This window comes from Streptomyces sp. NPDC050738 (genome assembly GCF_040654175.1).
Classification (GTDB): Bacteria; Actinomycetota; Actinomycetes; order Streptomycetales; family Streptomycetaceae; genus Streptomyces.
In genome coordinates this window covers 68947-95299 of sequence record NZ_JBFAHN010000011.1, presented here as the reverse complement: position 1 = coordinate 95299, position 26353 = coordinate 68947, and the positions used below count along the sequence as shown (strand labels likewise).

Here is a 26353-nt window from a genome sequence, read left to right as displayed (position 1 = left end):
AAGGACAGCGGATATCAAGGAGAGCTTTCACATGCGTGTTTTCGTCACCGGGGCATCCGGCTGGATCGGCTCCGCCGTCGTACCCGAGCTCATCGGGGCCGGGCATCAGGTCATCGGGCTCGCCCGTTCGGACTCCTCCGCCGAGGCGCTCGCCGCCGCCGGGGTCGAGGTGGTCCGCGGATCTCTCGACGATCTCGACACTCTGCGCGACGCGTCAGCCGCCGCTGACGGCGTGATCCACCTGGCGTTCAATCATGAACTCGCCTTCGCCCAGGGAGACTTCAAGGCCGCCGCCGATGCGGACCGTCGCGCCGTGGAGGCGATCGGAGAAGCGCTGGCGGGCAGCGACAAGCCGTTCGTCCACACGTCGGGCACACCCGCCGAGCCCGGACGGGCGGCAACAGAGCACGACGGACACGAGGTTCCGCCGGCCGACGCCGTCCCCGCCGAGGCAGCCGGCCCCGTGACCCGGATGGCCACCGGCGAGTGGGTGCTCGCGCTCGCCGACCGCGGGGTGCGTACGTCCGTCGTACGCCTGCCGCGGACCAACCACGGCGAGGGGGACCAGGGCTTCATCGCGAGCCTCGTCCAGACCGCCCGCCGGCGGGGCGTGGCCGGCTACTACGGCGACGGGACCAACCGCTGGCCCGCCGTCCACCGCCTGGACTCCGCACACCTGTTCCGTGTCGCCCTGGAGGAGGCCCCCGCCGGATCGACCCTGCACGCTGTTGCCGACGAAGGCGTGTCCCTGCGTGAGATCGCCGACGTCATCGGCCGCCACCTGAACGTGCCGATGGCCTCCGTCCCGCCCCAGGAGGCGAACGAGCACTTCGGCTGGCTGACCATGGTGCTCTCCCGCGACCAGCCGGCCTCCAGTGCACACACCCGCGCATCGACGGGATGGCACCCGACGCAACCGGGGCTCATCACCGATCTCGACAAGGGGCACTACTTCCGCACACCGTCCGCCTGAGGCTCTGGGCCGACGCCACGGTCAGTGGGACGACCGGCACGGGAATCAGTCCAGGTGTCCTGCCATGATCGACCTCATGGGCATAGACATCGCACCAGCCGAGGTGGCCGACTTCCACCAGGTCCTGACCGATCACCCTCGCTACTGGGGCGAACGCGACCTCCGGTCGCTGCATCTGCTGGCGCTGGTGCAGGAATTCGCCTCCACCTGCCTCGTCGCCCGGGCCGAAGACGGAATCCGTGGGTACGTCTTCGGGTTCGTCACCCCGGGCGGGACCGGGTACGTACACCTCATCGCGACTCGGGACGACGCCCGGGGAACTGGCCTCGGGCGTCGCCTGTACGCGGCGTTCGCCGATGCGGCGGAGCGTCAGGGTGCCCGGCGGCTGAAGGCGATCACGTCGATCCAGAACACCGGCTCCATCGCTTTCCACCGCAGCCTCGGATTCGACGCGCAGACTGTCGACGACTACAACGGCCCCGGCCGGGCGATGGCCGTCTTTCACCGGGCCCTGCCGCTCGACATCGATGGGCGCTGACAAGTCACCGGCCCTGCGCAGTGGTCGCTCACGAAAGCGACCGCAGGGACGGGTGCCGCGTCGTGATCCCGGACGGCTGGAGCAGGGGTGGAGGCTCCGGACCGGGATCCTCGGCGACGACGACGCCGGCGGCCTCATGGTCGAAACCGGCCGGCCAGCGCGTGTGGCCGCTGGCCATCGCTCCGGTCAGGCGCGCCTGGAAAAGGTCGGCCGTGCTCAGGTCGGCGCCGCGCAAGTCGGCCAGGCGCAGGTCGGCACGGTGGAAGACAGCACCGCCCGCATCGGCCTTGCGCAGGTTCGCCTCGCGCAGGTCGGAATCCGTGAAGTCCGCCTCGCGCAGATCGCTTTGGACCAGCCGGGCACCCCGAAGGTCGGCCAGAACGCAGCGGGCCCGGCGCAGAATCGCCGTCTTGAGGTCGGCGTGCCGCAGATTGACCTCCACGAGCGACGCCTGACTCAGGTTGACGCGATACAGGCTCGCGCCCTCCATGCAGGACCAGTCGAGATTGACCTCGGGCAGCCACAGCCCGTCGCAGTCGGCCCTGCGCAGATCCGTGACCCCGAGGTTGACCCAGGCCTGCTCCCGGGGCTGCTCCAGCAACACGCCGAGCCCCGTCAGCGCCACCTGCGCGTCGGCGATCCGGGCTTCCAGAGGCGTGATGTCGTTGATGGGCGCGTCCGCCGGCGGAGCTCCTGGTCCTGCGGGCGGCCACGGCAGGTGCGTCCGCAGATAGGCGGCCAGGATGGAGATGATGGCCTCGCGGTCGCGGGCGGAGTGTTCCGCGATCCGCCACAGCGCGTGCAGCCCGCCGATGCGTGTTTCGAGCTTGTCACTGCCGAGCTGGTCGACGGCCGAACTGAACCGGTCGGTGATGTATCCCTCCTGGGTGGCGCGCAAACCGTCCTGGCTGACACGCAGTTGGCGCCAGGTGGCATACGCGCCGAAGAGCACGACCATGCCGCCCACGGCCTGCAGAAGGGTCGTCCGGACGTCGTTCACGGCTTTCAGCCGGTCCTGTGCGGCGACGCTCGCCCCGGCAAGATCGTGGTCGACCACGAGGCCCGGCACGAGGACGAGCATCGCGCCCATGCCCGCCAGCACCGCCGTCCCTGCCAGCACGCCTGCGACCCTGCGATGGCCGACCGACCGTTCGCGCCGCGGCGCGCGGCCGCGATCCGACACCCCCGTATCCATGGGCATGGGAGCCTATGCGCCACCCAACTGACGATCAAGACGTTTCGTGCCCCACGGCCCCGCGTACGCTCTTGCCCGTGTCCGCCTCCCCCTTGCACCGCGTCGCCGTCCTCGTGCTCGAAGGAGCCAAGCCGCTCGATGTCGGCATCCCTGCGCAGGTGTTCACCACCCGCGCGAGCATGCCGTACGAGGTGCGGGTGTGCGGTGCGGCGGCCGGTCTCGTCACCGGCGGCGACGGCCTGTCGTACGCCGTCACCCACGGCCTGGACGCGGTGGCGTGGGCCGACATCGTCTTCGTCCCCGGCTACCGGCACCCCGACCGCGACGGCCCGCCGCAGGCCGTCGTCGATGCGCTGATCGCAGCCCACGACCGGGGAGCGCGGCTCGCGGCCATCTCGACGGGTGCCTTCGCGCTGGCTGCCACGGGTCTGCTCGACGGCAAGCGCGCCACGACGCACTGGCACTACACACGTGCGCTCGCGGCGAAGCGACCGCTCGTCCAGGTCGACGAGAACGTTCTGTTCGTCGACGAGGGCAGCGTCCTGACCTCGGCAGGCGCCGCCTCCGGCATCGATCTGTGCCTGCACATCCTGCGCGGCGATCTGGGGGTGTCCGCGGCGAACCACGCGGCGCGGCGCCTGGTCGCGGCCCCGTACCGCAGCGGTGGTCAGGCCCAGTACGTACCCAGGAGCGTGCCCGAACCGCTCGGCGCACGGTTCGCCGCCACCCGGGAGTGGGCGCTGCACCGGCTCGGCGAGCCCCTCACCCTCGAAGTGCTCGCACGGCATGCCGCGGTGTCGCCGCGCACGTTCTCGCGGCGCTTCGCCGAGGACACGGGATACACGCCGATGCAGTGGGTCATGCGCGCCCGTATCGATGTGGCCCGCGAACTGCTGGAGCGTTCGCAGCGTGGCATCGAGCAGATCGCCGCCGACGTCGGTCTCGGTACGGGTGCAAATCTGCGCCTGCACTTCCAGCGCATCCTCGACACCACGCCCAGCGAATACCGGCGCACCTTCTCCCAGGGCGAGTAGTACGCCACCACATGGCGCGATCCTTTCGGACCCTGGCGATCGCGCCGCTGTCACGGGCCGGAGCCGTGCGAGAGCCTGGGGGTGAACCGGAAGGGACACCACTCATGACTCGTATCGCCATCAACGGATTCGGCCGCATCGGACGCAATGTGCTGCGTGCTCTGCTGGAGCGCGAGAGCAAGCTCGAGATCGTCGCCGTCAACGACCTCACCGAGCCCGCCGCCCTGGCACGACTGCTCTCCTACGATTCGACGGCGGGCCGCCTCGGCCGCCCGGTGACGGTCGAAGGGAACACCCTCGTCGTCGACGGGCGCCGCATCACGGTGCTCGCCGAGCGCGAGCCGGCCCAACTGCCGTGGGCCGAACTCGGCGTGGACATCGTGCTGGAGTCCACCGGCCGCTTCACCTCGGCCACGGCCGCCCGCGCACACATCGAAGCGGGCGCGAAGCGGGTGCTGATCAGCGCTCCGGCCGACGGCGCCGATGTCACGCTCGCGTACGGGGTCAACACCGACGCCTACGACCCGGCCGCGCACACGATCGTCTCGAACGCATCCTGCACGACGAACGCGCTGGCCCCGCTGGCCTCGGTGCTCGACGAACTCGCCGGAATCGAGCACGGCTTCATGACGACGGTGCACGCCTACACGCAGGAGCAGAACCTGCAGGACGGCCCGCACCGCGACGCCCGCCGCGCCCGTGCGGCCGCCCTCAACATCGCGCCGACCACGACAGGCGCGGCCAAGGCGATCGGTCTGGTGCTGCCGAATCTCGAGGGCAAGCTGTCCGGCGACTCGATCCGGGTGCCGGTGCCGGTGGGCTCCCTCGTCGAGCTCAACACGACCGTCGCGCGTGACGTGACGCGCGAGGACGTACTGGCGGCATACCTCGCCGCGGCTCAGGGACCGCTCGCCGGCGTACTGGAGTACTCGGACGACCCGCTCGTGTCGTCCGACATCACAGGCAATCCGGCTTCGGCGATCTTCGACTCGGCCCTCACCCGCGTCGACGGCCGCCACATCAAGGTGGTCGCCTGGTATGACAACGAGTGGGGTTTCTCCAACCGTGTGATCGACACGCTCGATCTCCTCGCCGCCGGCTGAGCGGAAGCACCGGGGCGCGTGGCACGGGCCGCGCGCCCGGCGTCACGCGCGGCGCCCCCAGGCGGAGACCAACGGGGCTGTCGCCAGGTCGAGTTGCCCCGTGGCGACATTCGACAGATGGCGGTCGATGTCCTCCTCGGTCGCGATGCCCGCTGCCACCAGTCGGCCGCGGATCTGCCGTACGGTCGCCGCCTCGAGAACGGTGCAGGCCGGCGAGGTGATCGGGAAGTAGGCATCCGCCTGGACGTCACCGAGGCCCGCTTCGCGAAGCAGCCGGGGCAGCGTCCTTCCGTACGCGAGATCCGCGCCGCGTGTCGCCATGAGTTCACGGAATCCGGCCCTGAGGCGGTTGGCCAGCCGCTGCTCGGGCCCCGACTCGTCCGGGCACAGCAGAGGCTGCAGCCCTGGATCGGCATCTTCCAGGAGCAGTACGCCACCGGGCCGCAGCGCCTGGATCATGCGGCGCATCGCTTCGGCGCGATCCACGACATGCACGAGGACCAGCCGGGCATGGACCAGGTCGAAGCCGCCCGCCGGCGGCGGATCGGCCGCGACGTCGTGGCGCAGTACCTCGACGACATCGGAGGCGGCGTCCTGCGCCCACGACACGTCGATGTCCGTGCAGACGACCTGCCCCGTGGGACCGATGCGCTCGGCAAGTCCCGCGGGAACGGAGGGGCCGCCCGCGCCGACCTCCCAGCACCGCATGCCCTCGGTGATGCCGATCCGGTCGACGTGCCGGAAGGTCACCGGGTCGAACAGCTCGGCGAGCGCGCCGAATCGGATCCCCGCCTCCGACTGCTGGTTGTCGAGCAGATACCCCTGGTCCATGCCGTGCTCAGTCATCGTGCTCCGTGCTCCGTGCTCAGCCGCTGTGGGCGCTCAGCGGATAGTGGTCCGACAGATTCGTGTACGTGTAGTCGGTGCCCCAACTGCTCACCGTCCAGGGGCCCGACTGCTCCTTGACGACCTCGTTCCGCCAGCCCGCCGGACGCGCATGACCGGCGCGGTGGAGCACATAGTCGAGGTCCTCGCGGGGATCCGTCGGGTAGCGGTCGTGCGCGATGGAGTTCTCCTGGGTGTCGAAGGAGTACGGATGCCCGGTCCGGCTGTCGGCGCCGACCAGGTCCGCGTCGGCGAGCATCGAGGCGTACTCGGGACCGCGCGAGTCGACATTCAGGTCACCGGCGAGCAGGACCTGCTCATCGGCCGGGATGTTCTTGGCGTCGAGGAACGCGTCGACGGCCCGGAACTGCCGGCTGCGTACCGAGGCGGCTTCCCCCGCGTCACAGCCCGGGTCCGTGGACTGCGTATGGGTTCCCACGACATGCACCTTGTGGCCGTTCATATCGAGCACCGCGTAGGCGAAGCCCTTGTTGGACCACCAGTCCGAGCCGCACGCGTCCTTGTAGACGTACTGCTCCTTGTGCAGGATCGGCCACTTGCTCAGCACGGTCACGCCGCCGTCCTCGGGCGTGGTCGCCGCGTAGGCGCCGCCGGTGACGTCCCATCCGCTCGTGCTCCGTCCGACGACCGGCGTCTGATACGGATACTCGCTCGACGCGGCGCTTTTCAGGGCGTCCGAGGCGCCGTTGTCGAAGGCCTCCTGGAGGACGACCACGTCGTTGCCCCGGAAGAAGGTGGCCTTGGGGATCTCCACCGCGCGATGGTCCTGCCCCCAGTTGGGGTAGAGGTTCTTGCTCATGAGGAAGACGTTGTAGGTCAGAACCTTCATCGCCGGCGCGGACTCGGCCCGGGCCGGTGCGGCCCCGACCAGGCTCGCGGCCGTCAGTGCGAGAACAAGGGTGGCCGCGCCCTGGGCGCGGCGCAGTACGGAAGGCGGCACCGGATCTCCCTGTGGGGTGAAGGGGGTTGAGTGTCGCCGAACATCAAATCACCGGGAATTACCGCCAGGTAACTCCCACGCGGGCAAAAGAAGTCTCCGAGATGTACGACAGCGGGGCGCTATTTCTGCGCCGCCTGCCCGCGGTGGGCCGTGACCACGCTGCGGCTGGTCACCAGGTGCTGCAGGGCGAGCTGCTCGACACCGTCCACATCCCGCGCCTCGATCCCCCGGTACAGCTCCTCGTGCTCGCCCGCGACGACATCGAAGGCGTCGTGCTGTCCCAGCAGCCAGCGCATCCGGCTGCGCAGCGTCGCTTCGAGCTCGCTGAGCAGCGCATTGTCGGCAAGCGCGGTGACGGTCTCGTGGAAGTCGGCCGCGGCCCGCCGCGCCGCCGTGCCGTCCCCTGCCGCCGCGGCCTCCAGCTCCGCGTCGAGATCGGCGCGGAGGTCTGCCAGTCCTGCCCTCGTACGTCGCTGCGCGGCGAGCCGGAAGGAGAGGATCTCCAGCGCCGAACGGACCTCGATGAGATCGGAGATGTCGGAGGCGGTGAACTCACGGACCACGGCCCAGGTACGCGGCCGGGGTGTCACAAGGCCTTCGTTGACCAGGTCCCGCAGAGCATCGCGTACGGGCAGCCTGCTCACGCCCAGCTCGGCGGCGAGTTCACGCTCCACGAGCTTGCTGCCGGGCGCCCGCGTCCCCTCGATGATCTGATCGCGCAAGGTGCGCGTGACCCGATCCGACTCGGGTGTGAAGTCCTCAGAACCTGTCATGCCGCCATTCTCACATCGCCCGCACGACTTCGGCGCCCGCGGCCGCCACTCCGGCAGCGACAAGGCGACTATTGGTATACCGATTCGTACCGGCTGGACGCGGGTTCTCGCCGATGGAACTACCTATAGATCTGTGATTGGTATCCCAAATGCTAGGGTCTCGATGGTGCGCGGCCCGCGCCCGGCAACCGACCACGAGGAGATCCTCCGTGCGCACCCGTTGGCGTGCCGCCCACGTCCTGGCCCACCAGGACGGGCACCATGCACTGCTGCGCGACGGCGAGGCGGTCTGGGAGGACGACACCCTCATCCATGTGGGCCGCGGCTGGAAAGGACACCTCGACCAGGACGTGGACCTCGGCGACCGCCTCGTCATGCCGGGCCTCGTCGACCTCGACGCTCTGGCCGACATCGACCACCTCGTCCTCGACTCCTGGGCCTCGTCCGACCGCGGCCCCGGCCTCCAGTGGTCGCGGGCGTACGCCGACCGCAGCCGCGACGTGTTCTCCGCGGCCGACCGGTCGACGATCCGCACCTACGCACTGGTCCAGCTGGCCCTCCACGGCATCACCACCTACATGCCGATCGCCTCCGAGGTCCACAGCTCCTGGGCCGAGACGTTCGACGAACTGGCCGACATGGCGGAGACCTCCCGGCGGATCGGGTTGCGCGGCTATCTCGGACCGAGCTACCGCTCCGGTGTGAACGTCGTCCACCCCGACGGCCGCCGGGATGTCACCTTCGACGAAGAAAGGGGGCGCGCCGGGCTGCGCGACGCCGAACGCTTCCTCGACCACGTCGTGGAGCTCGGTGACCCCCTTGTGCGCGGGGCTCTCCTGCCGTGCCGCATCGAGACCCTCACCCCCGAACTGCTGCGCGCCACCGCCGACCTCGCCCTGCGCCGCGACGTGCCGGTCCGCCTCCACTGCCTCCAGGGCACGACGGAGCGCGACCTCGTACGCCGCAATCACGACTGCACACCACTCGAACTCCTCTCGCGCAGCGGGCTGTTGGGCACCCGGCTCCTGGTGCCGCACGGTCTGGTCATCGACCGCCACCCTTCCGTGTACGGCGAGGACCGCGGCGACCTGGCCGTCCTGGCCGATGCCGGGGTGTCCGTCGTGCACTGCCCGCAGACCTCGCTGCGGTACGGCGATGTGCTGCACTCCTTCGGGTCGTACCGCCGTGCCGGTGTCAATCTCTGTCTGGGCACCGACTCCTTCCCGCCCGACCTCGTGCGCGGCATGGACACCGGAGTCCACCTCGCCAAGGTCGTCGACGGCCGGGCCGACGCCGCCCCCGCCGAGGCGTACGTCGAGGCCGCCACCCTGGGCGGCGCCCGCGCGCTGGGCCGCGAGGACCTCGGGCGGCTCGTCCCGGGCGCTCGCGCCGACCTGGTCGCGTTCCGCCTGGACGACATCCGCGACGGCGTGCTCGACGACCCCGTCCGCACCCTTCTCCTGAACGGCAGCGCCCGCCAGGCCACCCATTCGGTGGTCGACGGCCGGCCCGTGCTCGTCGACGGGCGGCTGCCCGGCGTCGACACGGACGAGCTGCGCCGCCGGGCGCAGTCGCTGTTCGGGAAGATGCGCGCGGCGTACGGGGAGAGGGATGTTCACGGGCGCAGCGCCGACGAACTCTTCCCGCCCACCTTCCCTGATTTCGAAGAGATGCCGCCGCCGCAGTAGCGGCCGTGGCACCGACACCCACCGCAAGGAGTCACCACTCATGCTCATCAGGAACGTCCGCCCCTGGGGAGGACCGGCGTCGGACATCGACATCCAGGACGGCCGTATCGCCTCGGTCCAGCCGCACGACGCTTCGGGGCTGGACGACGGCACCGGCATCGACGGCCGCGGCCGCCTCGCCATGCCGTCCTTCTCGGACGTCCACTGCCATCTGGACTCCAACCGCGTCGGTCTGCCGTTCCGCCCGCACACCGGCAAGCCGGGCGTATGGGGACTGACGATGAACGACCGCGCGCACTGGAGGGAGGACCCGCCGGTGGCGGAGCGCACCACCTCTCTGCTGGGCCGCATGATCGAGCGCGGCACCACCCGGGTGCGCAGCTACGCGCAGATCGACGCCGACTCCGGTCTGGAACGCTTCGAGGGCGTGCTGGCCGCCAAGGAGGCCCACAAGGACCGCGCGGACGTCGAGATCATCGCGTTCCCGCAGGCCGGTCTACTGCTGGAGAAGGGCGTCCCCGAGCTGATGGACCAGGCGCTGTCCTCCGGCGCCGCGGTCGTCGGCGGGATCGACCCCTGCACCCTGGACCGTGACCCGGTGCGCCACCTCGACATCGTCTTCGGGCTCGCCGAACGCCACCAGGCGCCGGTCGACATCCACCTGCACGAGCCGGGACACCTCGGCGTGTTCAGCACCGACCTCGTCCTGGAGCGCACCCGCGCGCTCGGCATGCAGGGCAAGGTGACGATGTCGCACGCCTACGAGCTGGGGACCGTCGAGGAGGCGACCCGGCGCCGGCTCATCGAGGAGTTCGCCGAGCTGGATGTGTCCATGGCCACCATCGCCCCGGCCCAGCAGTCCACCGCGCTGCCCCTGGCCGAACTGACCCGCGCCGGGGTGCGCGTGGGCCTCGGCGAGGACGGGCAGCGCGACTACTGGTCGCCGTACGGCAACGGCGACATGCTCGATCGCACCTGGCAGCTGGCGTTCACCAGCCGCTACCGCCCCGACGAGCTGATCGAGCACTGCTGGGCGGTCGCGAGCCGTGGCGGCGCCGCGATCCTCGACCCGTCGCTGCAGCGTCTGACGTCGACCGCCGACCGGCCAGGCGTGGACGTCGGCGACGCCGCCGACCTCATCCTGGTCGACGGCGACACCGTCGCCTCGGCCGTGATGGACCGCGGGGTCGACCGTACGGTCATCCACGCGGGCCGTGTCGTCGCGGACCAGCTCCAGCTGATCGTCTGATACGTCCCATCACGCAGAGGGCCCCGGTCCGCGAACCGAAGTTCGCGGACCGGGGCCCTTGCCGTGCGATCAGGCGGTGGCGAGCGCGGCACCGTGTGCGTCGGGTGCCGTGCCGTCCTCCGCGACGAGATGGCAGGCGACCTGGCGTGCGGGGCCGTCGGCTTCGGCCGACGGCAGGGTGCGCAGTGCGGGCGTCTCGGTGCGGCAGCGGTCCGTCGCCAGGGGGCACCTGGTGTGGAAGTGGCACCCGGGCGGCGGGTCGAGCGGGCTCGGCAGTTCACCGCTGAGCACGATCCTGCCGCGGCTGTGCTGCGCGGCGGGGTCGGGTACCGGTGCCGCGGAGAGCAGCGCCTGGGTGTACGGGTGCTTCGGGTCGGCGAACAGCTCCAGGGCCGGGGCCTGTTCGACGATCCGGCCCAGATACATCACGGCGATGCGGTCGGCGAGGTATTCCACGGCGGCCAGGTCGTGCGTGATGAACAGGCAGCCGAAGCCGCGCTCGCGCTGCAGGTCGGCGAGCAGGTTGAGGACGGAGGCCTGGACGGAGACGTCCAGTGCCGAGGTCGGTTCGTCCGCGACGAGCAGGGCGGGCTCGACGGACAGGGCGCGCGCGATGGAGACCCGCTGGCGCTGGCCGCCGGAGAGCTGGTGCGGATTGCGGTCGGCCAGCTCGGGGCGCAGCCCGACTTGGGCGAGCAGCTCGTCGACGCGCCGCGAGGCCTCGGCCCTGCTCGCCAGTCCGTGCAGCCGCAGGGGTTCGGCGATGATCTGGCGGATCGTCATGCGCGGGTTGAGCGAGGACGACGGGTCCTGGAAGACCAGGTGGACCTTTTTGCGCAACGGGCGCATCGCACGGGCGGACAGCGTCGTGACGTCCGTACCGTCGATGACGACCTCCCCACCGGTCGGCCGGTCGAGCCTCACCACACAGCGGCCCACCGTGGATTTGCCGCTGCCGGACTCGCCGACGAGCCCGACGACCTCGCCGGGGCCGATCGTGAGCGAGACACCGTCCACGGCACGGACCACGCCGCTCGGCGAGGCGAAGTGCCGTTGCAGGTCACATACATCGAGGACCGGGGTGAGCGGTGCTGCGGCGTCGGTGCCGGTCATCGGGCGACCTCCTCTGAGGCGGGGGACGGGACGGGGGACGCCGGGTGGTGGCAGGCGATTCGGTGGGTGCCCGCAGCGGTGCGCAGCTGCGGGCGCCCGGTGCGGCAGTCGTCCTGCGCGAACGTGCAGCGCGGCGCGAAGGTGCACGCATCGGGCTGTACGCGCAGGTCGGGGACGAGCCCGGGGATCTCGTTGAGCCGTTCCCGTCCTTCAGGTGTACGGCTTCCGGGCCGCAGTACGGCGCCGAGCAGGCCGCGCGTGTACGGGTGGCGCGGGACTGCGAACAGCTCCTGGACCGAGGCCTGTTCGACGGGCCGGCCCGCGTACATCACCAGGACCCGGTCGGCGGTCTCGGCGACGACCCCGAGGTCGTGCGTGATGAGCACGATCGCGGTGCCGAGCCGGTCGCGCAGCGACTTCAGTACGTCGAGGATGCCCGCCTGCACGGTGACGTCGAGCGCGGTGGTGGGCTCGTCGGCGATGAGCACCGCGGGGTCGCAGGCCACCGCGATGGCGATCATCACACGCTGGCGCATTCCGCCCGACAGCTGGTGCGGGTACTCGTCGACGCGCCGTTCGGGCGCCGGAATGCCGACCACGTCGAGGAGTTCGACGGCGCGAGCACGCGCCTGCTTCCTGCTCAACTTCTGGTGGCGTACGAGGACTTCGCCGATCTGGCGCCCGATGGTGAGGACGGGGTTCAGTGAGGTCATCGGCTCCTGGAAGATCATCGACAGTCGGCGGCCGCGGAGCGAGCGCAGGGTGCGTTCGCTCGCGCCCACCAGTTCCCGGCCGTCCAGGGTGATGGAACCGCCGATTCGGGCGGTCTCGGGGAGCAGGCCCATGACCGCCATGGAGGTGACGGACTTGCCGCAGCCGGACTCGCCGACCACGGCGAGGACTTCGCCGGGCGTCAGGTCGTAGGAGACGCCGTCGACGGCGTGGATCGTGGAGTCCGGTCCCTGGAAGGAGACGGTCAGGTCGCGGACGCTGAGCACCGGTTCACCGCCGCGAGCGGCGGCCGGCGTCGGGGCGGGGGCCGGAACGGTGGGGGTCATCGGGAGCCTCCACGGGGGTCGAGTATGTCGCGTACGCCGTCGCCCAGCAGGTTGAACGCCAGCGTGGCCAGCACGATGACGAGGCCGGGGAAGACCGCCATCCAGGGGGCGGTGGCGATGAAGGGCTGGGCGCTGGAGAGCATGACGCCGAGCGACGGGGAGGGCGGCTGGACGCCGAGGCCCAGGAAGCTGAGCACCGCCTCGCCGATGATCGCCGAGGGGACGCCGACGGTGGCCTGCACGATGAGCGCCGATGTGGCGTTGGGCAGTACGTGCCGGAAGAGGATGGTGCCGTTTCCGGCGCCGTTGGCGACGGCCGCGGCCACGTAGTCGAGGTGCTTGAGGCGCAGGGTCTCGGCGCGTGTGATGCGTACGATCGCCGGAATCTGCGAGATGCCGATGGCGATGGTGGCGTTCTTCAGCGACGGGCCGAGCACGGCGGCGAGGCCGACCGCCAGGACCAGGAACGGGAAGGCGAGCATGGTGTCGGTGAGCCGGGAGACGACGGTGTCGGTGAAGCGTCCGAAGTAGCCGGCGAGCAGACCCAGCGGGACCGCGACCACGAAGGCGAGCACCACCGCGAGGACGCCGACCTGCATGGACGCGCTGACCCCGACGAGTACCCGGGACAGCTGGTCGCGCCCCAGGTCGTCGGTGCCCAGCCAGTGCGACCAGCCTGGCGCCGCCAGGACGTTGTTGAAGTCCGGCTGGGCCGGGTCGTAGGGCGTCAGCAGCGAGGAGAAGAGCGCGACGAGGACGAAGACCGCCGCGAGCACGGCGCCGGTGAGCGCCAGCCGGTTGCGCCGCAGTGCGCGCCAGGCGGAGCCGAGTCGGCCGGGTACGGCGGCCGACTCACCGGCGGCGGGTATCGCGGCGCCGGGCGCGGTTGGTGCGGTGGAGTCGAGGGCCGTCATCGGGAGCCTCCCAGCCGGATGCGCGGGTCGACGACCGAGTAGAGGAGGTCGACCAGCAGGTTGATGAGGATGTACGCGGCCGAGGTGAACAGCACGACGCCCTGCACCATCGCGTAGTCACGGGTGAAGACCGCGTCGATGGTGAGCTTGCCGAAGCCGGGCAGGACGAAGACCTGTTCGGTGACGACGGCGCCCGAGATGAGCTGGCCGAGCTGGAGTCCGAGCACCGTGATGACGGTGACCAGTGAGTTGCGCAGCGCGTGGGTGCCGATGACGGCGCGCTGGGACAGGCCCTTGGCGCGTGCGGTGCGCACGTAGTCCGAGGACATCGCGTCGAGCATGGCCGCGCGGGTCTGGCGCATGACGACGGCGGCGAGCCCCGAGCCCAGGACGATCGCGGGCAGCACCAGGCGGCGCAGGTTCTCCACCGGGTCCTGGCCGAAGGGTACGAAGCCGGATGCGGCGAAGAGGGGCATGGCGATGGCGAATCCGAGGACCAGGAGCATGCCCAGCCAGAACGTCGGCACCGACATGCCGAGGAGGGCGATGGCGTTGGCGAGCCATTCCTCGGGCTTCCCGCGCCGTACGGCCGCCACGATGCCTGCGCCGATGCCGACCACGACGGCCAACAGCAGTGCGAGGGCGGCCAGTTCGAGGGTGATGGGCAGTGCGTCGAGGATCGAGTCCAGGACGGGCAGCCCGCTGCGGGCCGAGGTGCCGAAGTCGCCGGTCACGGCGTGCCGTACGTAGTCCCAGTACTGGACGACGATGTTGTCGTTGAGCCCGTACTCCTCGCGGATGGCGGCCAGCACCTCGGGCGAGGTCTGTTCGCCGGCCAGCGCCTGCGCGGTGTCGCCGGGCATGGCGCGGACGCCTGCGAACACCGTGATGCTGACCAGCACCATGGTGAGCAGGGCCTGGCCGATCCGGCGCCCGGGGTAGGAGGAGAGCAGTGTGCGTACGGTCGTCACCCCTGGTCTCCCTTCACGTATCCGGCTTCCTTGACCCTGATGAGGCCGTCGCCGGACAGCTTGATCCCGCTGATGTCCTGTGATGCGACGGCGTAGTTGATGTTCCGGTAGAGGTAGATCACCGAGTGCTGGCGGTTGATCGCGGCGGTGAGCTCGCGGTAGATCTCGCGCCGTTTCGCCACGTCCGCGGTGCTGCGTCCGGCGGCGATGAGCCGGTCGATCTCGGGGTCGGAGAGCTTCCCCTGGTTGTTGCTGCCTTCGGTGCCGACCAGGCTGTCGATGTTGCCCGCCGGGTCGGGCTGGCCGCCCCAGCCGCCGGTGCGGGCCTGGAAGTCGCCCGCGAGCGTGCGGGTCAGCCCTGTGGCGAACTCGGTGGGCCGCAGGTGTACGTCGAAGCCCGCCTCCTTGGCCATCGCCTGGATGACCTGGCCGAGGCGGTTGTCCTCCGGCGTCGTGTTGATCATCAGCTCCAGGGACACCGGCGTCTTGACCCCGGCCTCCTTCAACAGCCGCTCGGCCTTGGCCACATCGCGCCCTGGGCAGGTGATCGGCGTGCTGAGCGGGGTGCCCGGCGGGACCGGGCTGCAGGCCGGCGCGTACATGTCCTGGAAGACCACCTTGTTGATGAGGTCGCGGTCCAGGGACAGGTCGAAGGCCTCACGGACGCGCACATCGCGCCCGATCGGCGTGTCGACGCGTCCGGGCTTGTGGTCGATGCCGTCGGTGTTGCCGACGTTCAGGGTGATGGCCATGTAGCCGAGCGAGGGGGTGTTGAGCAGCTGCAGGTCCTTGTCGCCCATGCTGCTGCGAACCTCGACCGGACCCATCTGGTCGCCGATCTGGACATCGCCCGAGCGCAGATTGGCCAGGCGGATGTTGCCGTCGGTGATGGTCTTGTAGACGACGCCATCGAGGTGGACCTTGTCCGCGTCGTAGTACAGCGGGTCCTTCCTCAGCTCGATCCGGTCGCCGATGACGCGCTTTTCGTACTTGAAGGGGCCGACGCACGACGGGTGCGCGGCGAAGCCCTTCCCGTACGTGGCGATCGCCTTGGGCGACATGATCAGGCCTGCGGTGTTGGCGAGCCGGCCAAGGAGCGGGGTGTCCGCGTGCTTGAGCGTGAGCCGCACGGTGTACGGCCCGACGGCGTCGACCTTCTCGATCGAGTTGATCTCCGAGGCGCGGCCGGAGCCGGTCAGGTGGAGGTGGCGGTCGAGGGAGGTCTTCACGGCCTTCGCGTCGAGTTTCGCGCCGTCGCTGAACCGCGCGTCGCGCCGTACGTCGAAGGTGAACGTCCGGCCGCCGTTGGTGATCTTCGGCAGTGCGGCGGCCAGTTGGGGCACGAAGCGGTTGTTCTGGTCGACGTCGTAGAGCTGCTCGCACATGGAGGTGAAGACAGTGCGCGCGACCAGGGTGCCGGTCAGGCTGGGGTCGAGCATGTCGGGGTCCGACTTGAGCCCGATCACGGCAGTGCCGCCGTCGCGGACGGGCCTCGCGTCGACGAGCCGGGGCGCAGCGGCGGTCTCCTCGCCGGGCGGCGACAGTGAGCCGCATCCGGTGGCGAACGTCAGCAATGCGGCCGCCGCGAGCACGGCGGGTAGGTGACGCACGGGACCACACCTCCTTCGGGTACGGCGGGACGTGCGCCCGGTCGGGTCGCACGTCCCGGACGGTATACCGAATGGAAGTTTCACCAGTTGGACAGCGCTGCCACCCTGCGATCCTTTGCCCTGATTTCCAGCAGAAATGGCAGCGTTGAACGCCCGGGAAACCGGAGGGATCGTTACCACTTCGAGTTGTTGGTATACCAGAATGGATTACGCCGGTTCGGCCGGCCAGTTCCCCGCCCACGGCGCCACCCGCTCGAACGCGGCGGCGACCCGCAGGACCTGCGCGTCGGCGAGGTGGCGGCCGGTGATCTGCAGCCCGACCGGCAGGCCGTCGCCGGTGAACCCTGCGGGAACGGAGATCGCGGGCTGCCCGGTGAGATTCTGCGGGAAGGTGAACCCGGTCCAGGCGGTGTCGGGGACCGTGCGCCCGTCGATCACGGTCGGCCCCTGGATGCCGACGGGAAACGCCGGCACGGCGGTGGTCGGGGTGATGAGGATGTCGTAGTCCGCCATGAAGCGGGCCATGCGGTTCACGACCGCCTTGCGGACCATGTTCGCGTCCGTGAACTGCTCGGCGGTCCACGGGAGTTGCATCATGTCGACGAGGTGCGGGGACATGCGCTCCCCGTGTACGTCGATGAGGCGGCGCATGCCCCGCAGGTCGGTCTCCGCCGCGATGATCGCGGCGAACGCCTCGCCCGGGTCCTTCCAGCCGGGGTCCGCGGCCTCGACCCGGCAGCCCAGACCGGAGGCGAAGAGCTCCACGGCATCCGCGACGACGCGACGCACCTCGGGGTGGACGGCGAGATAGCCGAGGTCCGCGCTGTAGGCGACGCGCAGGCCCGCCAAGTCCGCGGGCCACGCCGCCGACGACCAGTCGACGTCGTCGCAGGGGATCGAGTGCCGGTCGCGCGGGTCGGGTCCGGCGAGCACCGACAGCATCAGCGCGGTGTCGGCGACGGTGCGGGTGAGCGGGCCGAGGTGTTCCAGGGATTCCCAGCCCGAGACGCCCGGGTAGCGCTCGTCACGGCAGCCCGGCCATACCGGCACCCGCCCCATGGAGGCCTTGAAGCCGACGAGCCCGCAGTGCGCGGCGGGCACCCGGATCGAGCCGCCGCCGTCGGAGCCGAGCGCGACAGGACCCAGACCGACGGCCACCGCGGCAGCCGAACCGGCGCTGGAACCGCCGGGAGTGAGTGCGGTGTTCCAGGGGTTGCGGGTGGCCGGGAAGAGGGGGTTGTGGCCGGTGGCGCTGTAGCCGAACTCCGAGGCGTTCGTCTTGCCGACGACCACCGCGCCGGCGGCGACGGCCCGTTCGACCACGATGTCGTCCTCGTCGGGCACGAAGTCCTTGTAAGCCGGAGAGCCGGACGTCGTGCGGATGCCCCTGGTGGTGATGAGGTCCTTGACGCCGATCGGCACACCCGCCAGAGGGCCGACTTCCTCACCGCGCGCCAGGCGCCCGGCGATGGCGTGGGCTTGCGCGCGGGCATGGTCGGGGACGGGGGTGCAGTAGGCGCCGAGGACGCCGTCCACCTCTTCCATCCGGTCCAGTACGGCGTCGGTGGCCTCGACAGCGGAGATCTCCGATGCGCGGATCCTGGCGGCCAGTTCGGTGGCGGGCAGACGGCAGATCGCGTCGCGGGCGGCTCGGTCCATCGGGCGGCTCCTTGTTCGTCGGTGTACGTGATGCTCAGGCGCGGACAGCGGCCCTGGCCGGCTCCGCACCTGGAAGCGCCGGGCGCAGGGCACGTTCCAGGGCGGCGTACGCGCACACCGCCACGACGATGCCGACCAGCGCGTCGACCGTGCCGGGCAGCAGGTAGTGCGCGAGAGTCGCCGCGCCCGCACCGAGCACCCAGGACATCAGGGCGGGCAGCCGGTAGGTGACGGCGGGGCGGTTCGCGGCGCGGCGGCGCAGCAGGAGCTGGTCGGTGATGAGGACGGCGCCGATCGGCGGGACGAAGATGCCGAGCAGGTTCAGCCAGTCCACGAAGTGCGCCCACACACCGGTGAGCGCGGCGACGAGTCCCACGGCACCGAGTACCACGGCCAGCGGACGCATCCGGGCGGGGGTGAGGGCGGACCAGCCCACGGCACCGTTGTAGAGGCAGTGGGCGGCGACCGAGCCGAGGTTGGCGAAGACGAAGACGACCGCGAGCGTGGTGAGCAGCGGGCCGTGCCCCATCAGCAGGCCGAGGAAACCGCCGCCGTTGCTGCCCGGGTCCGTGGCCCCGCCGACGGCGACGACGAGTCCGCCGACGAGGAAGGAGACACAGTTGGCGAACGGGAACGCGCAGGCGGCTGCCGTGACGGCGGCCCGGCCGCTCTTCGCCCAGCGTGTGAAGTCCGCGGTCATCGTCCCCGAGTCGGAGAACCCCGCGATGACGATGCTCATGGCGGCGCCGAACGACATGGCGGTGCCGGGCCCCTCGTAGGACAGGGCCGAGCCCAGGGACGCGTCGCCGATGCCGTAGCCGACAGCGACGGCGGCGAGTACGACGAACAGCGGAGTCGCGATCAGGCCGAGGAGGGACAGGGCGCGGATGCCGACGACGGTGAGTGCGACGAAGAAGACGCCGCCGGCGAGCGCGCCCCACAACGTGGCCCAGCCGAGGGCCTGTTGAAGGCTGGTGCCGGAGAGGCCGATCTGGAAGGAGTACCAGCCGATGACGACCGTGGAGAGGAACGCGGCCGGCAGGCGGGCGCCGAGCGTGCCGAAGGTGCGCGCCGTCTGCTGGGTGAAGTTCTCTCCGGTGCGCCCGGCGAGCCAGCTGAGCGCACCGACGTAGCCGAACAGGACGAGATTGCCGAGGACGATCGCGGCGGCGCCGGTGAGGAACCCCAGGTTGTAGACGATGACGCCGCCGAAGACGGCGTTGCCGAGGTTCATCGGGAAGCCGAACCAGACGGAGCAGACTGACAGCAGGCTCTTGCGGGCGTGCGGCGGCACAGGCTCGTGCTCGTACTCCTCCCCCAGGTCGGCGACGGCGCCCGCGGCCGCCGTGAGCCGGCTTTCGGTGCGATTGGTGGTCATGAGGGACTCCCGGAGGCAGTGGTATACCAAAGGCGATGCCGGGACGCTAGGCGGCACGTGTTACGCCGGTGTGCGTGCCGCGTAACAGGGGGCGCCGCGTCGTGCTGGGGATGTGGTGCGGCGTCCGGCCCGGTGGTGCGTGTCAGGGCAGGCTTGCCGGTGGGCGGCCCGGCGTCACTGTCAGCCGGTACCGGCGAATAGGTGGCGGATACTGGCAGTTGAGGACCAAGACGCGGGTGGGGGGCCGACTCGTAGGCTCGCCGCATGGTGGAACCCGCGCTGAAAGATCCGGCCCCCGAAACCGTCAATGCCGTCCGGCCCAACACCTACGTGGACTCCGTCGCCCTCATGCGGGTCGCCGGCTCGCTGGCAGCGCTCCCCCACGTCGAGGCGGCCAGCCTCGTCATGGGCACCCCGGCCAACCGCCGGATACTCGCCGATGCGGGGCTGCTCGCCGGCGAAGGCGACCGGGCACGCCCCAACGACCTTCTGATCGCGCTGCGTTGCTCGCCGGATGCCGTACGGGATGCCATCGCGGAGGCGGATCGCCTCCTCCTGCAGGGCTGGAGCGACGACGCGCCGAAGTCCGCCCCGGCGGGGGGCGAGCCCCCGCGCTCCCTGGCCACCGTCCCCGAAGGCGCCCGGCTCGCCCTTGTCTCCACGCCGGGTCCGTACGCCGCGGCCGAGGCGCTCAAGGCCCTGCGGCGCGGCATGCATGCCTTCGTCTTCAGCGACAACGTGCCGGTGACCGACGAGGTGCTCCTCAAGGCGGAAGCCCACGCGCGTGGCCTGCTCGTCATGGGACCCGACTGCGGCACCGCGGTCCTCGACGGCATCCCGCTCGGCTTCGCCAACGCGGTGCGCCGTGGGCCGATCGGCCTGATCGGCGCTTCCGGTACGGGACTTCAGCAGGTCTCCACGCTCCTGCACGCCTACGGCACCGGGGTCAGCCAGATCATCGGCGTCGGCGGCCGCGATCTGTCGGCGGAGGTGGGAGGCGTCTCCATGCTGGACGCACTCGACCTGCTGGCCGCCGACCCGGACACCGACACCATCGTGCTGCTGTCGAAGCCGCCCGCGCCCGAGGTGGCGCGCGTCGTGCTCGCGCGGGCGGCCGGGGCGGGGAAGCCGGTGGTGGCGGCATTCCTGGGAGCGGACGTGGAGGAGGCGCCGGGCGTACGGATGGCGGGCACCCTGCGGGAGGCCGCGCGGGCCGCGGCACAGGTCACGGGGGAGGTCTCCCCCGGGCCCGACACCGCCTCGCAGGTCGACGGCTTCGGCCCGGGGCGGACGCGGCTGCGGGCGCTGTACGCCGGAGGGACGTTCGCGTACGAGGCGAAGCAGCTGCTCGGCGGGCACCGCATGGCCACAACCGCAGAACCTCCCGTACCCGGTTCGCCGCCGCGACTCCCCACCGGGCACTGCGTTCTGGACCTGGGAGACGACATCTTCACGGCCGGCCGCCCCCACCCGATGATCGATCCGGCCGTACGCACACCCTGGCTGGCGGCAGCACTTCGCGATCCCGCCACGGCCGTCGTCGTCGTGGACATCGTCCTCGGCCACGGGGGCTCGGACGACCCAGCGGGCCCGGTCGCGGAGACGGTCGCCGCCGAACTGGGCGCGCTGCGCGCCGCAGGAGCAGCCCTTCCGCTGGTACTGGGCTTTGTCGTCGGCACGCCCGACGATCCCCAGGGTCTCCACGGGCAGGAGCGGGCGTTGCGGGAAGCGGGCGTCGTGGTCCTCGACAGCAGTACGACGGTCGCCGAGACCGCCGCCGACATCCTCACCAAGATCGACGGAGGTGCTCTGTGAGCCGGACCGGTGGACTGCTCCTGGGAGGCGACCCTCATCTCGTCAACGTCGGACTCGCCTCCTTCGCAGGCCCTCCGCGCACTGCGGGGGCCCAGGTCACCTCCGTCGACTGGCGGCCGCCCGCCGAAGGAGACGCCGAACTGGCCCTGAAGCTGGCCAGGTTGACCGCGCACCCCCTGGTGGAAGCCGCCAATGCCGAGGCGCTGCGCCGCATCCTGGACGTCACACCGCTGTGGACGGACGTCGTCACGGCCCGCGATGCACTGCCCGTCCTCGCGGGCCCCGACAAGGTGCTGCTGCACGCCGGACCCCCGCTCGCCTGGGAGGAGATGTGCGGGCCGATGCGGGCAGCGGTCGTGGGAGCCGTACTCCTCGAGGAGTGGGCGAAGGACCGGGACGCGGCCGAGCGGCTCGCGGCATCGGGGGGCATCGCTTTCGCGCCGTGCCACGACCATGACGCCGTGGGCCCCATGGCGGGGATCATCTCGCCGTCCATGCCGCTGCTCGTGGTCGAGGACGCGGCGAGCGGGCGGCGCGCGTACAGCAATCTCAACGAGGGCGGCGGCCGCTGCCTGCGCTACGGAGCGCTCGGCGAGGACGTGATGGACCGGCTGCGCTGGATGGGAGAGCGCCTCGCGCCCAGCCTGCGGGCGGCTCTGCGCTCGCTTCCCGAGCCGGTGGACCTGCGCGCGGTGACCGCGCAGGCGCTGCTGATGGGCGACGAGTGCCACAGCCGCAACACCGCGGCCAGCGCGCTGATGCTGCGCGCGCTGGCCCCGGCGCTCGCCCGCCAGGAGGCGCTCGGCGGACACGAGGCGCTGGACTTCCTCCAGGACAACACGTACTGGTTCCTCAACTTCTCGATGGCGGCGGCCAAACTGGCCACGTCCGCCGGCCACGGGGTGGCGCACTCGACGGTCGTGACGACATTCGCCCGTAACGGCGTCGACGTCGGCATCCGTGTCAGCGGCGGCGGCAGCACCTGGCACCGGGCACCCGCGGCCACCGTGGAGGGTCTGTACTTTCCGGGATACGGACCGCAGGACGCCAACCCCGACATCGGCGACAGCGCCATCACCGAGGTGTACGGGCTCGGCGGCTTCGCCCTCGCGGCGGCGCCCGCGATCGTCGGCTTCGTCGGAGGCACACCGGAGACGGCCAGGGCCACGAGCCGCCGGATGGGACAGATCTGCGTCGGCCGCCACCGCGAACTGCGCCTGCCCGGCCTGGACTTCGAGGGCAGCCCGGTCGGCATCGATCTGCGGGCTGTGGCGGACACCGGAGTGGAGCCGGTCGTGACGACGGGGATCGCCCATCGCGAGCCGGGCATCGGACAGATCGGGGCCGGCCTCACCCGGGCACCCATGGAGTGCTTCACCCGAGCACTGAGGGCGTTTCCGGAACCGCCGGCGGCGGAGCCCCCTGCCCGGTGAGCACCGCCCTCGTCAGCACCGCCGTCGCGCCGCTCGTCTGCGGGCCGCCCCGCACCGGGCGGGTCGTCGCCGTCACCCGGCACGCCGTGTACGTGGCGACCGGCGACCCCGTCCTGCCCGCGCTCGCCGTGGTCACCCGCGACGCGGTCGCGGTGCCGTGCGCCCTGGTGACGGCGGAGGCGGCCGGCGCCGGACCGCTGGGCGACGTACGGGCGGGTACGGCCGTGCGCTTCGGTGCGGGCCGCATGGCGGCCGGGGCGCTGTGCGTCACGGCTGGGGGGGCCTGGACACCGCCCCGTGTCCAGGGCCTCCTGCATGGTGCCGTACGAAGCGACCGGTTCACGGAGCTGGTCGATGCGACGGCGCTTCCCCTCACGCCCGACGTGGCGCCCCTGGCAGACGAGTTCGGTCGCACGCTGCCCGCTGGTGACACGCCCCGCCTGAAGGCGGCGGCACTCGCACTGCTCGGCGCCGGGCCCGGCCTCACCCCGTCCGGTGACGACGTGCTGTGCGGAGTGCTGCTTGCGTGCCACGCGCTGGGGCGGCCGATTCCGGCGGCACTGCTCGACACGGTCGCGCACGCCGAGCAACGAACTCCCCTGGTTTCGGCGGCGCTTGTACTCCACGCCGTGCGCGGCGAATGCGTACCGCAGGCCGCCGCACTCCTGCGCGCGCTGGCCGCCGGACACGGCGCAGCCCCCGCGCTGCGGGGGCTGCTTGCCGTGGGCCATCATTCGGGCAGCGACCTCGCCCGGGGCATCGCGCTGGGACTGCGGACGCTGCCGTAGGTCACGAAGGTTCGGGGCTCACCTTCTCGCCGGTCCGCGCCTGTGGCACGGACGCCTCCGGCTGCGCCTCCTCCTCCCGTACGGGGAAGGTGAGCCGCATCGAGAGGTACGCGAAGACCGGGCCGAGCGCGTTCATGGCGACGACACTCACCCAGGCGGCCCACGCGTTTCCGGGGTCGTAGCCGAAGCCGCCGAAGAACGTGGCGAAGAAGCTGGCGAAGCCGAAGAACATGCCGGGGATGAGCGCCAGGAGCTTGAGCCGGCCCGCGTACATGAGGGCCGAGTTGAGGACGAGGATGACGAGCGCCTGCATGAGGTTGCGGGCGAACTGGCCCTCGCCGAGGGCGGTTCCGTAGTGATCCTCGATGAGCACGATGGCGAGGGCGAACGCGGACCCGGCAGGCATGGCGAGCCACAGCCGCTTGGCGTTGGCCAGGCTCGGGCCGCCGAGCAGGAACGTACCGGCCCAGGAGATGAAGATGGCCCAGGGCGGGAGGTGCAGGGCGTTGCCGCCGATGAAGGCGGTGGCGCCGGCGAGCAGGGATGCAACGATCTCGTGCGGTATGCGTTCGCGCATGACGGACTCCTGTTCAGGGTGGAGGAGGACCCGGAGGGTCTGGGGATGCGTACGGCCCGTGGTGCGGGCGCATCGGGCGAACGAGCCGAGACGTGCGGTGCGGGTGCCGAAGAACGGTGGCGGTCAGATGGCGTGGGAGCCCTCAGGCTCCGGGGGCGTTCACCAGCTGCCGGGTGCGGGTGGTGCGGGCCACGACGCGGCCCGCCTTGATGACGTACGCCCGGTCGGGGCGGTCCAGGACGATGTCGTCGTAGCGGGTGGTGTCGAGGACGACGAGGTCGGCCGCGGCGCCTTCGCGTACTCCGTAGTCCTCGGCGATACCGACGATCCGCGCGGCGTCGTACGTCACCATGTGCAGGACGCGGCGCAGGTCGGCGGGGCCGGAGAGGTGACCCGTCTGGGCGAGGAGCAGGGCGATGTCCAGCAGGTCGCCGGTGCCGTACGGGGTGAAGGCGTTGCGGATGTTGTTCGTGGCGGTGGCGGTGAGGACGCCCGCCTCCCACAGCTCGCGGACCGGGGCGATCCCGCGGCGCACGGCGCGGGTGTCGGAGCGTCCGCCCAGGTGCAGGTCGGTTGCGGGGAGCGGTACGACGCCGACGCCGGACGATGCCAACTCCGCGATGGTCGCGGCTCGTTCGGCTCTGGGGCGGCCTGCGAGGGATGTCATGTGGCTGAGGGTGACCCGCCCGCCGAGATCTCGGCGGCGGGTGCCTTCGGCCACGTACTCCGCCATGGTGTAGCGGGGATCGCCCGCCTCGTCGGCGAAGTCGGCGTGCAGGTCGGCGGGGAGGCCGTGCTCGACGGCGAGATCCAGGACGAGGTCGACATGGCGCCGGCAGTTCTCGACGGAGTCCTCTTGATAGGCGCAGCCGCCGACGACATCGGCCCCGGCGGCGAGTGCGGCGCGCAGCAGCTTCTCGGTGCCGGGAGAGCGCAGGATGCCCTCCTGGGGGAAGGCGACGATCTGGATGTCGATGAAGTCCCCGTACGTTTCGCGGAGTTCGACCAGCACCTCGACTCCGAGGATGCCTTCCACCGGGTCCACGTCGGGGTGGGCGCGCAGGGTGGTGGTTCCGCTGAGGATCGCCGACTCGATGACGCGTCGCGAACGCTCCCGCACGTCGTCGTGGGTGAAGTCGCGCTTGAGGTCGAGCGTGACGGCGATGGCGTCGGCCAGGGTGGCACCGCGGGAGTCGCGCAGACCGTCCAGGAGCGCCTTGTCGGGGTGGATGTGGGCCTCGACGAATCCGGGCAGGACGACGCGGCCCGCGCAGTCGATACTCTCGTACGCCCTGTCCGGCGCCACGGTTCCGGGTGTCCCCGACGGGCGGACCGCGGCGATGCGGCCCGCCTCGACGACGATGTCCGAGGTGGTCGCGGCGTCCTCGACGCGGGCGTTCCGCAGGATGAGGTCGCTCATGGGGCGCCTGCCGTGTCGTGACAGGCGGGAGTGGTGGCGGCAGGGTTCATGAACTCGCCTTTCTGGAGGGGGATTTCGCTGGGCAGTTCACCGATGTCGGATTTGCGGATCAGGCAGTGCACGCCCTGCACCCGGTCCACGACCTGCGAGACCTCGAGGTCGGCCGCCGCGCTCAGGTACGCGTACGCGCTCGCGGCGTCCATGCCGACTCGCGTGGTCAGGAACATGAGTGCGGCCCGGACGGCCTCCCGCATCGCCTCGTCGAGGTCCTCGTGCAGGCCGATGGCGACCCAGTGCGTATCGCTCTCGCCGAACGGGGTGTCGATCAGCCCGACCGCCCGCCGGGCGGCGGCGCCCTTGAGGACGGTGAGGCGGAACGTGGCGCGCAGCGGCGCCTCCAGGGCGGTGAGCGCGACTTCGCCGTTGCCCTGGGCGTAGTGCGGGTCGCCCGTGTAGAAGCCGGCACCTTCGACCTGGACGGGGAGGTAGAGGGCGGTGCCGGTGGCCAGGACCTTGACGTCCAGATTGCCGCCGTGCCGACCGGGCGGCACCGTGCTCAGCGGCTGTTCGGCCGCCGGCGTGACGCCCATGATTCCCATGAAGGGGCGCAGCGGAAAGCGGGCGGCGCGGCCGGCCGTTCCGTACGGGATGACGCCGAGCGACCGCCCTTTGCCGTCGACCTGGACCTCGCAGAACGTCGACACGGTCCCAGAGGGCAGCCGCCGCGTGGCGGCCGGTCCTGCGGTCTCCCGCTCGGGGCCGGGGAAGGAGTCGGGCAGTGCTCCCCTGCCGTGCCGGCTGGAGACGATGCCGTAGTCCGCGCGGCGGTAGAGGGAGAGGGTCTCCACCTTGAGGAGGTCCCCGGGGTACGCCCCGGTGACGGCGATCGGTCCGGTGACCACGTGCGGTCCGTCGGTGCCCGGGTCGCGTTCGAGCGCGGAGGCGGCGATGTCGCGGGCGTCGGTGAGCACGTCGCGCTCGGCGACTCCGTGCGCGCCGAAGAAGCGGACCGGGTCCCGGCCCTGGTCCTCCAGGATGCCCTCGTGCGAGACGGTGTCCACGGTGACCGTCTCCTGGTCGCCGACGATCAGCACAGGGCCGGCGGAAGGACCGGGGAGCGTGCCCCACCGGGCGGTCTTGGCGGTGGTGGGCAGGTGGAAGTGGCCTTCGGGCGCAGGAATACGAGGGGGCATCGGAACTCCGTGGGAGGGGTGGGTG

23 protein-coding genes are annotated in these 26353 nt (G+C 71.2%); 9 read left to right on the top strand and 14 right to left on the bottom strand.

The genetic code is table 11. From position 1 onward, the window contains the following. Positions 1-31: 31 nt before the first annotated feature. Both AB0H78_RS26045 and AB0H78_RS26040 read left to right on the top strand, forming a co-directional pair. The gene (locus AB0H78_RS26045; protein WP_363237010.1) at positions 32-973 is read left to right on the top strand and encodes an SDR family oxidoreductase; all 942 of its coding nucleotides are present in this window, start codon (positions 32-34) and stop codon (positions 971-973) included. Positions 974-1037: 64 nt separating this feature from the next. After that, on the top strand, positions 1038-1511 hold the full coding sequence (locus tag AB0H78_RS26040) for a GNAT family N-acetyltransferase (RefSeq protein WP_363237009.1): 474 nt from the start codon (positions 1038-1040) through the stop codon (positions 1509-1511). Between the two features lie 28 nt (positions 1512-1539). Here AB0H78_RS26040 and AB0H78_RS26035 read toward each other — a convergent pair whose 3' ends face one another. Next, positions 1540-2601, bottom strand: a complete 1062-nt coding sequence (locus AB0H78_RS26035) for a pentapeptide repeat-containing protein (protein ID WP_363237163.1) — start codon at positions 2599-2601, stop codon at positions 1540-1542. Between the two features lie 182 nt (positions 2602-2783). On the opposite strand from AB0H78_RS26035, the gene AB0H78_RS26030 reads away from it, so the two are divergent. Next, positions 2784-3740 carry a DJ-1/PfpI family protein gene (locus tag AB0H78_RS26030; RefSeq protein WP_363237007.1) on the top strand — a complete coding sequence of 319 codons (957 nt, stop codon included), beginning with the start codon at positions 2784-2786 and terminating at the stop codon, positions 3738-3740. Between the two features lie 104 nt (positions 3741-3844). Further along, positions 3845-4843, top strand: coding sequence for a type I glyceraldehyde-3-phosphate dehydrogenase (gene gap, locus AB0H78_RS26025; protein ID WP_363237006.1), 999 nt, complete (start codon positions 3845-3847; stop codon positions 4841-4843). Positions 4844-4885: 42 nt separating this feature from the next. On the opposite strand, the gene AB0H78_RS26020 is transcribed toward gap, so the two are convergent. The 3 genes from AB0H78_RS26020 to AB0H78_RS26010 all read right to left on the bottom strand — a co-directional run bounded on the left by AB0H78_RS26020 (position 4886) and on the right by AB0H78_RS26010 (position 7462). Continuing rightward, positions 4886-5689: a methyltransferase domain-containing protein gene (locus tag AB0H78_RS26020; RefSeq protein ID WP_363237005.1), complete on the bottom strand. Its 804-nt coding sequence runs from the start codon at positions 5687-5689 to the stop codon at positions 4886-4888. A 19-nt stretch (positions 5690-5708) separates the two neighbouring features. Next, positions 5709-6689 carry a sphingomyelin phosphodiesterase gene (gene sph, locus AB0H78_RS26015; RefSeq protein WP_363237004.1) on the bottom strand — a complete coding sequence of 327 codons (981 nt, stop codon included), beginning with the start codon at positions 6687-6689 and terminating at the stop codon, positions 5709-5711. A gap of 119 nt (positions 6690-6808) precedes the next feature. Next, entirely contained in the window at positions 6809-7462 is a 654-nt protein-coding gene (locus tag AB0H78_RS26010; RefSeq protein ID WP_363237003.1) for a GntR family transcriptional regulator, read from the bottom strand. 209 nt (positions 7463-7671) lie between these two features. Here AB0H78_RS26010 and AB0H78_RS26005 point away from each other — a divergent pair, with 209 nt between their 5' ends. Together AB0H78_RS26005 and AB0H78_RS26000 are read left to right on the top strand one after the other, a co-directional pair. Beyond that, a complete protein-coding gene (locus tag AB0H78_RS26005; protein WP_363237002.1) occupies positions 7672-9150 on the top strand; it encodes a chlorohydrolase family protein in 1479 nt (492 codons plus the stop codon). A gap of 40 nt (positions 9151-9190) precedes the next feature. Further along, on the top strand, positions 9191-10399 hold the full coding sequence (locus AB0H78_RS26000; RefSeq protein ID WP_363237001.1) for an amidohydrolase family protein: 1209 nt from the start codon (positions 9191-9193) through the stop codon (positions 10397-10399). Positions 10400-10468: 69 nt separating this feature from the next. Here AB0H78_RS26000 and AB0H78_RS25995 read toward each other — a convergent pair whose 3' ends face one another. The 7 genes from AB0H78_RS25995 to AB0H78_RS25965 form a co-directional block, all read right to left on the bottom strand. Beyond that, positions 10469-11512 (bottom strand): oligopeptide/dipeptide ABC transporter ATP-binding protein, encoded by a 1044-nt coding sequence (locus AB0H78_RS25995; protein ID WP_363237000.1) that lies wholly within the window; start codon positions 11510-11512, stop codon positions 10469-10471. Then, positions 11509-12570 carry an ABC transporter ATP-binding protein gene (locus AB0H78_RS25990; protein WP_363236999.1) on the bottom strand — a complete coding sequence of 354 codons (1062 nt, stop codon included), beginning with the start codon at positions 12568-12570 and terminating at the stop codon, positions 11509-11511. Before AB0H78_RS25990 ends, AB0H78_RS25995 begins: the two co-directional genes overlap by 4 nt. After that, on the bottom strand, positions 12567-13484 hold the full coding sequence (locus AB0H78_RS25985) for an ABC transporter permease (protein WP_363236998.1): 918 nt from the start codon (positions 13482-13484) through the stop codon (positions 12567-12569). The genes AB0H78_RS25990 and AB0H78_RS25985 overlap by 4 nt, the downstream gene beginning before the upstream one ends. Further along, on the bottom strand, positions 13481-14455 hold the full coding sequence (locus AB0H78_RS25980) for an ABC transporter permease (RefSeq protein ID WP_363236997.1): 975 nt from the start codon (positions 14453-14455) through the stop codon (positions 13481-13483). The genes AB0H78_RS25985 and AB0H78_RS25980 overlap by 4 nt, the downstream gene beginning before the upstream one ends. Further along, positions 14452-16065, bottom strand: coding sequence for an ABC transporter substrate-binding protein (locus AB0H78_RS25975; RefSeq protein WP_363236996.1), 1614 nt, complete (start codon positions 16063-16065; stop codon positions 14452-14454). Before AB0H78_RS25975 ends, AB0H78_RS25980 begins: the two co-directional genes overlap by 4 nt. Positions 16066-16272: 207 nt before the next feature. Next, a complete protein-coding gene (locus AB0H78_RS25970; protein ID WP_363236995.1) occupies positions 16273-17724 on the bottom strand; it encodes an amidase family protein in 1452 nt (483 codons plus the stop codon). A gap of 34 nt (positions 17725-17758) precedes the next feature. Then, positions 17759-19102 (bottom strand): cytosine permease, encoded by a 1344-nt coding sequence (locus AB0H78_RS25965; protein WP_363236994.1) that lies wholly within the window; start codon positions 19100-19102, stop codon positions 17759-17761. A gap of 264 nt (positions 19103-19366) precedes the next feature. Between AB0H78_RS25965 and fdrA the strand changes: the two genes are divergently transcribed. The 3 genes from fdrA to AB0H78_RS25950 are packed head-to-tail and all read left to right on the top strand — an operon-like array spanning position 19367 to position 23138. Then, positions 19367-20917 (top strand): acyl-CoA synthetase FdrA, encoded by a 1551-nt coding sequence (gene fdrA, locus AB0H78_RS25960; RefSeq protein ID WP_363236993.1) that lies wholly within the window; start codon positions 19367-19369, stop codon positions 20915-20917. Next, positions 20914-22350 carry a DUF1116 domain-containing protein gene (locus AB0H78_RS25955; protein WP_363236992.1) on the top strand — a complete coding sequence of 479 codons (1437 nt, stop codon included), beginning with the start codon at positions 20914-20916 and terminating at the stop codon, positions 22348-22350. The genes fdrA and AB0H78_RS25955 overlap by 4 nt, the downstream gene beginning before the upstream one ends. Further along, a complete protein-coding gene (locus AB0H78_RS25950) occupies positions 22347-23138 on the top strand; it encodes a DUF2877 domain-containing protein (protein ID WP_363236991.1) in 792 nt (263 codons plus the stop codon). The genes AB0H78_RS25955 and AB0H78_RS25950 overlap by 4 nt, the downstream gene beginning before the upstream one ends. A 1-nt stretch (position 23139) precedes the next feature. Here AB0H78_RS25950 and AB0H78_RS25945 read toward each other — a convergent pair whose 3' ends face one another. The 3 genes from AB0H78_RS25945 to AB0H78_RS25935 form a co-directional block, all read right to left on the bottom strand. Continuing rightward, positions 23140-23715, bottom strand: coding sequence for a DUF1097 domain-containing protein (locus AB0H78_RS25945; RefSeq protein ID WP_363236990.1), 576 nt, complete (start codon positions 23713-23715; stop codon positions 23140-23142). Positions 23716-23857: 142 nt separating this feature from the next. After that, positions 23858-25135 carry an amidohydrolase family protein gene (locus AB0H78_RS25940; RefSeq protein WP_363236989.1) on the bottom strand — a complete coding sequence of 426 codons (1278 nt, stop codon included), beginning with the start codon at positions 25133-25135 and terminating at the stop codon, positions 23858-23860. Beyond that, positions 25132-26328, bottom strand: a complete 1197-nt coding sequence (locus AB0H78_RS25935; protein ID WP_363236988.1) for an acetamidase/formamidase family protein — start codon at positions 26326-26328, stop codon at positions 25132-25134. Before AB0H78_RS25935 ends, AB0H78_RS25940 begins: the two co-directional genes overlap by 4 nt. Between the last annotated feature and the right edge of the window lie 25 nt (positions 26329-26353).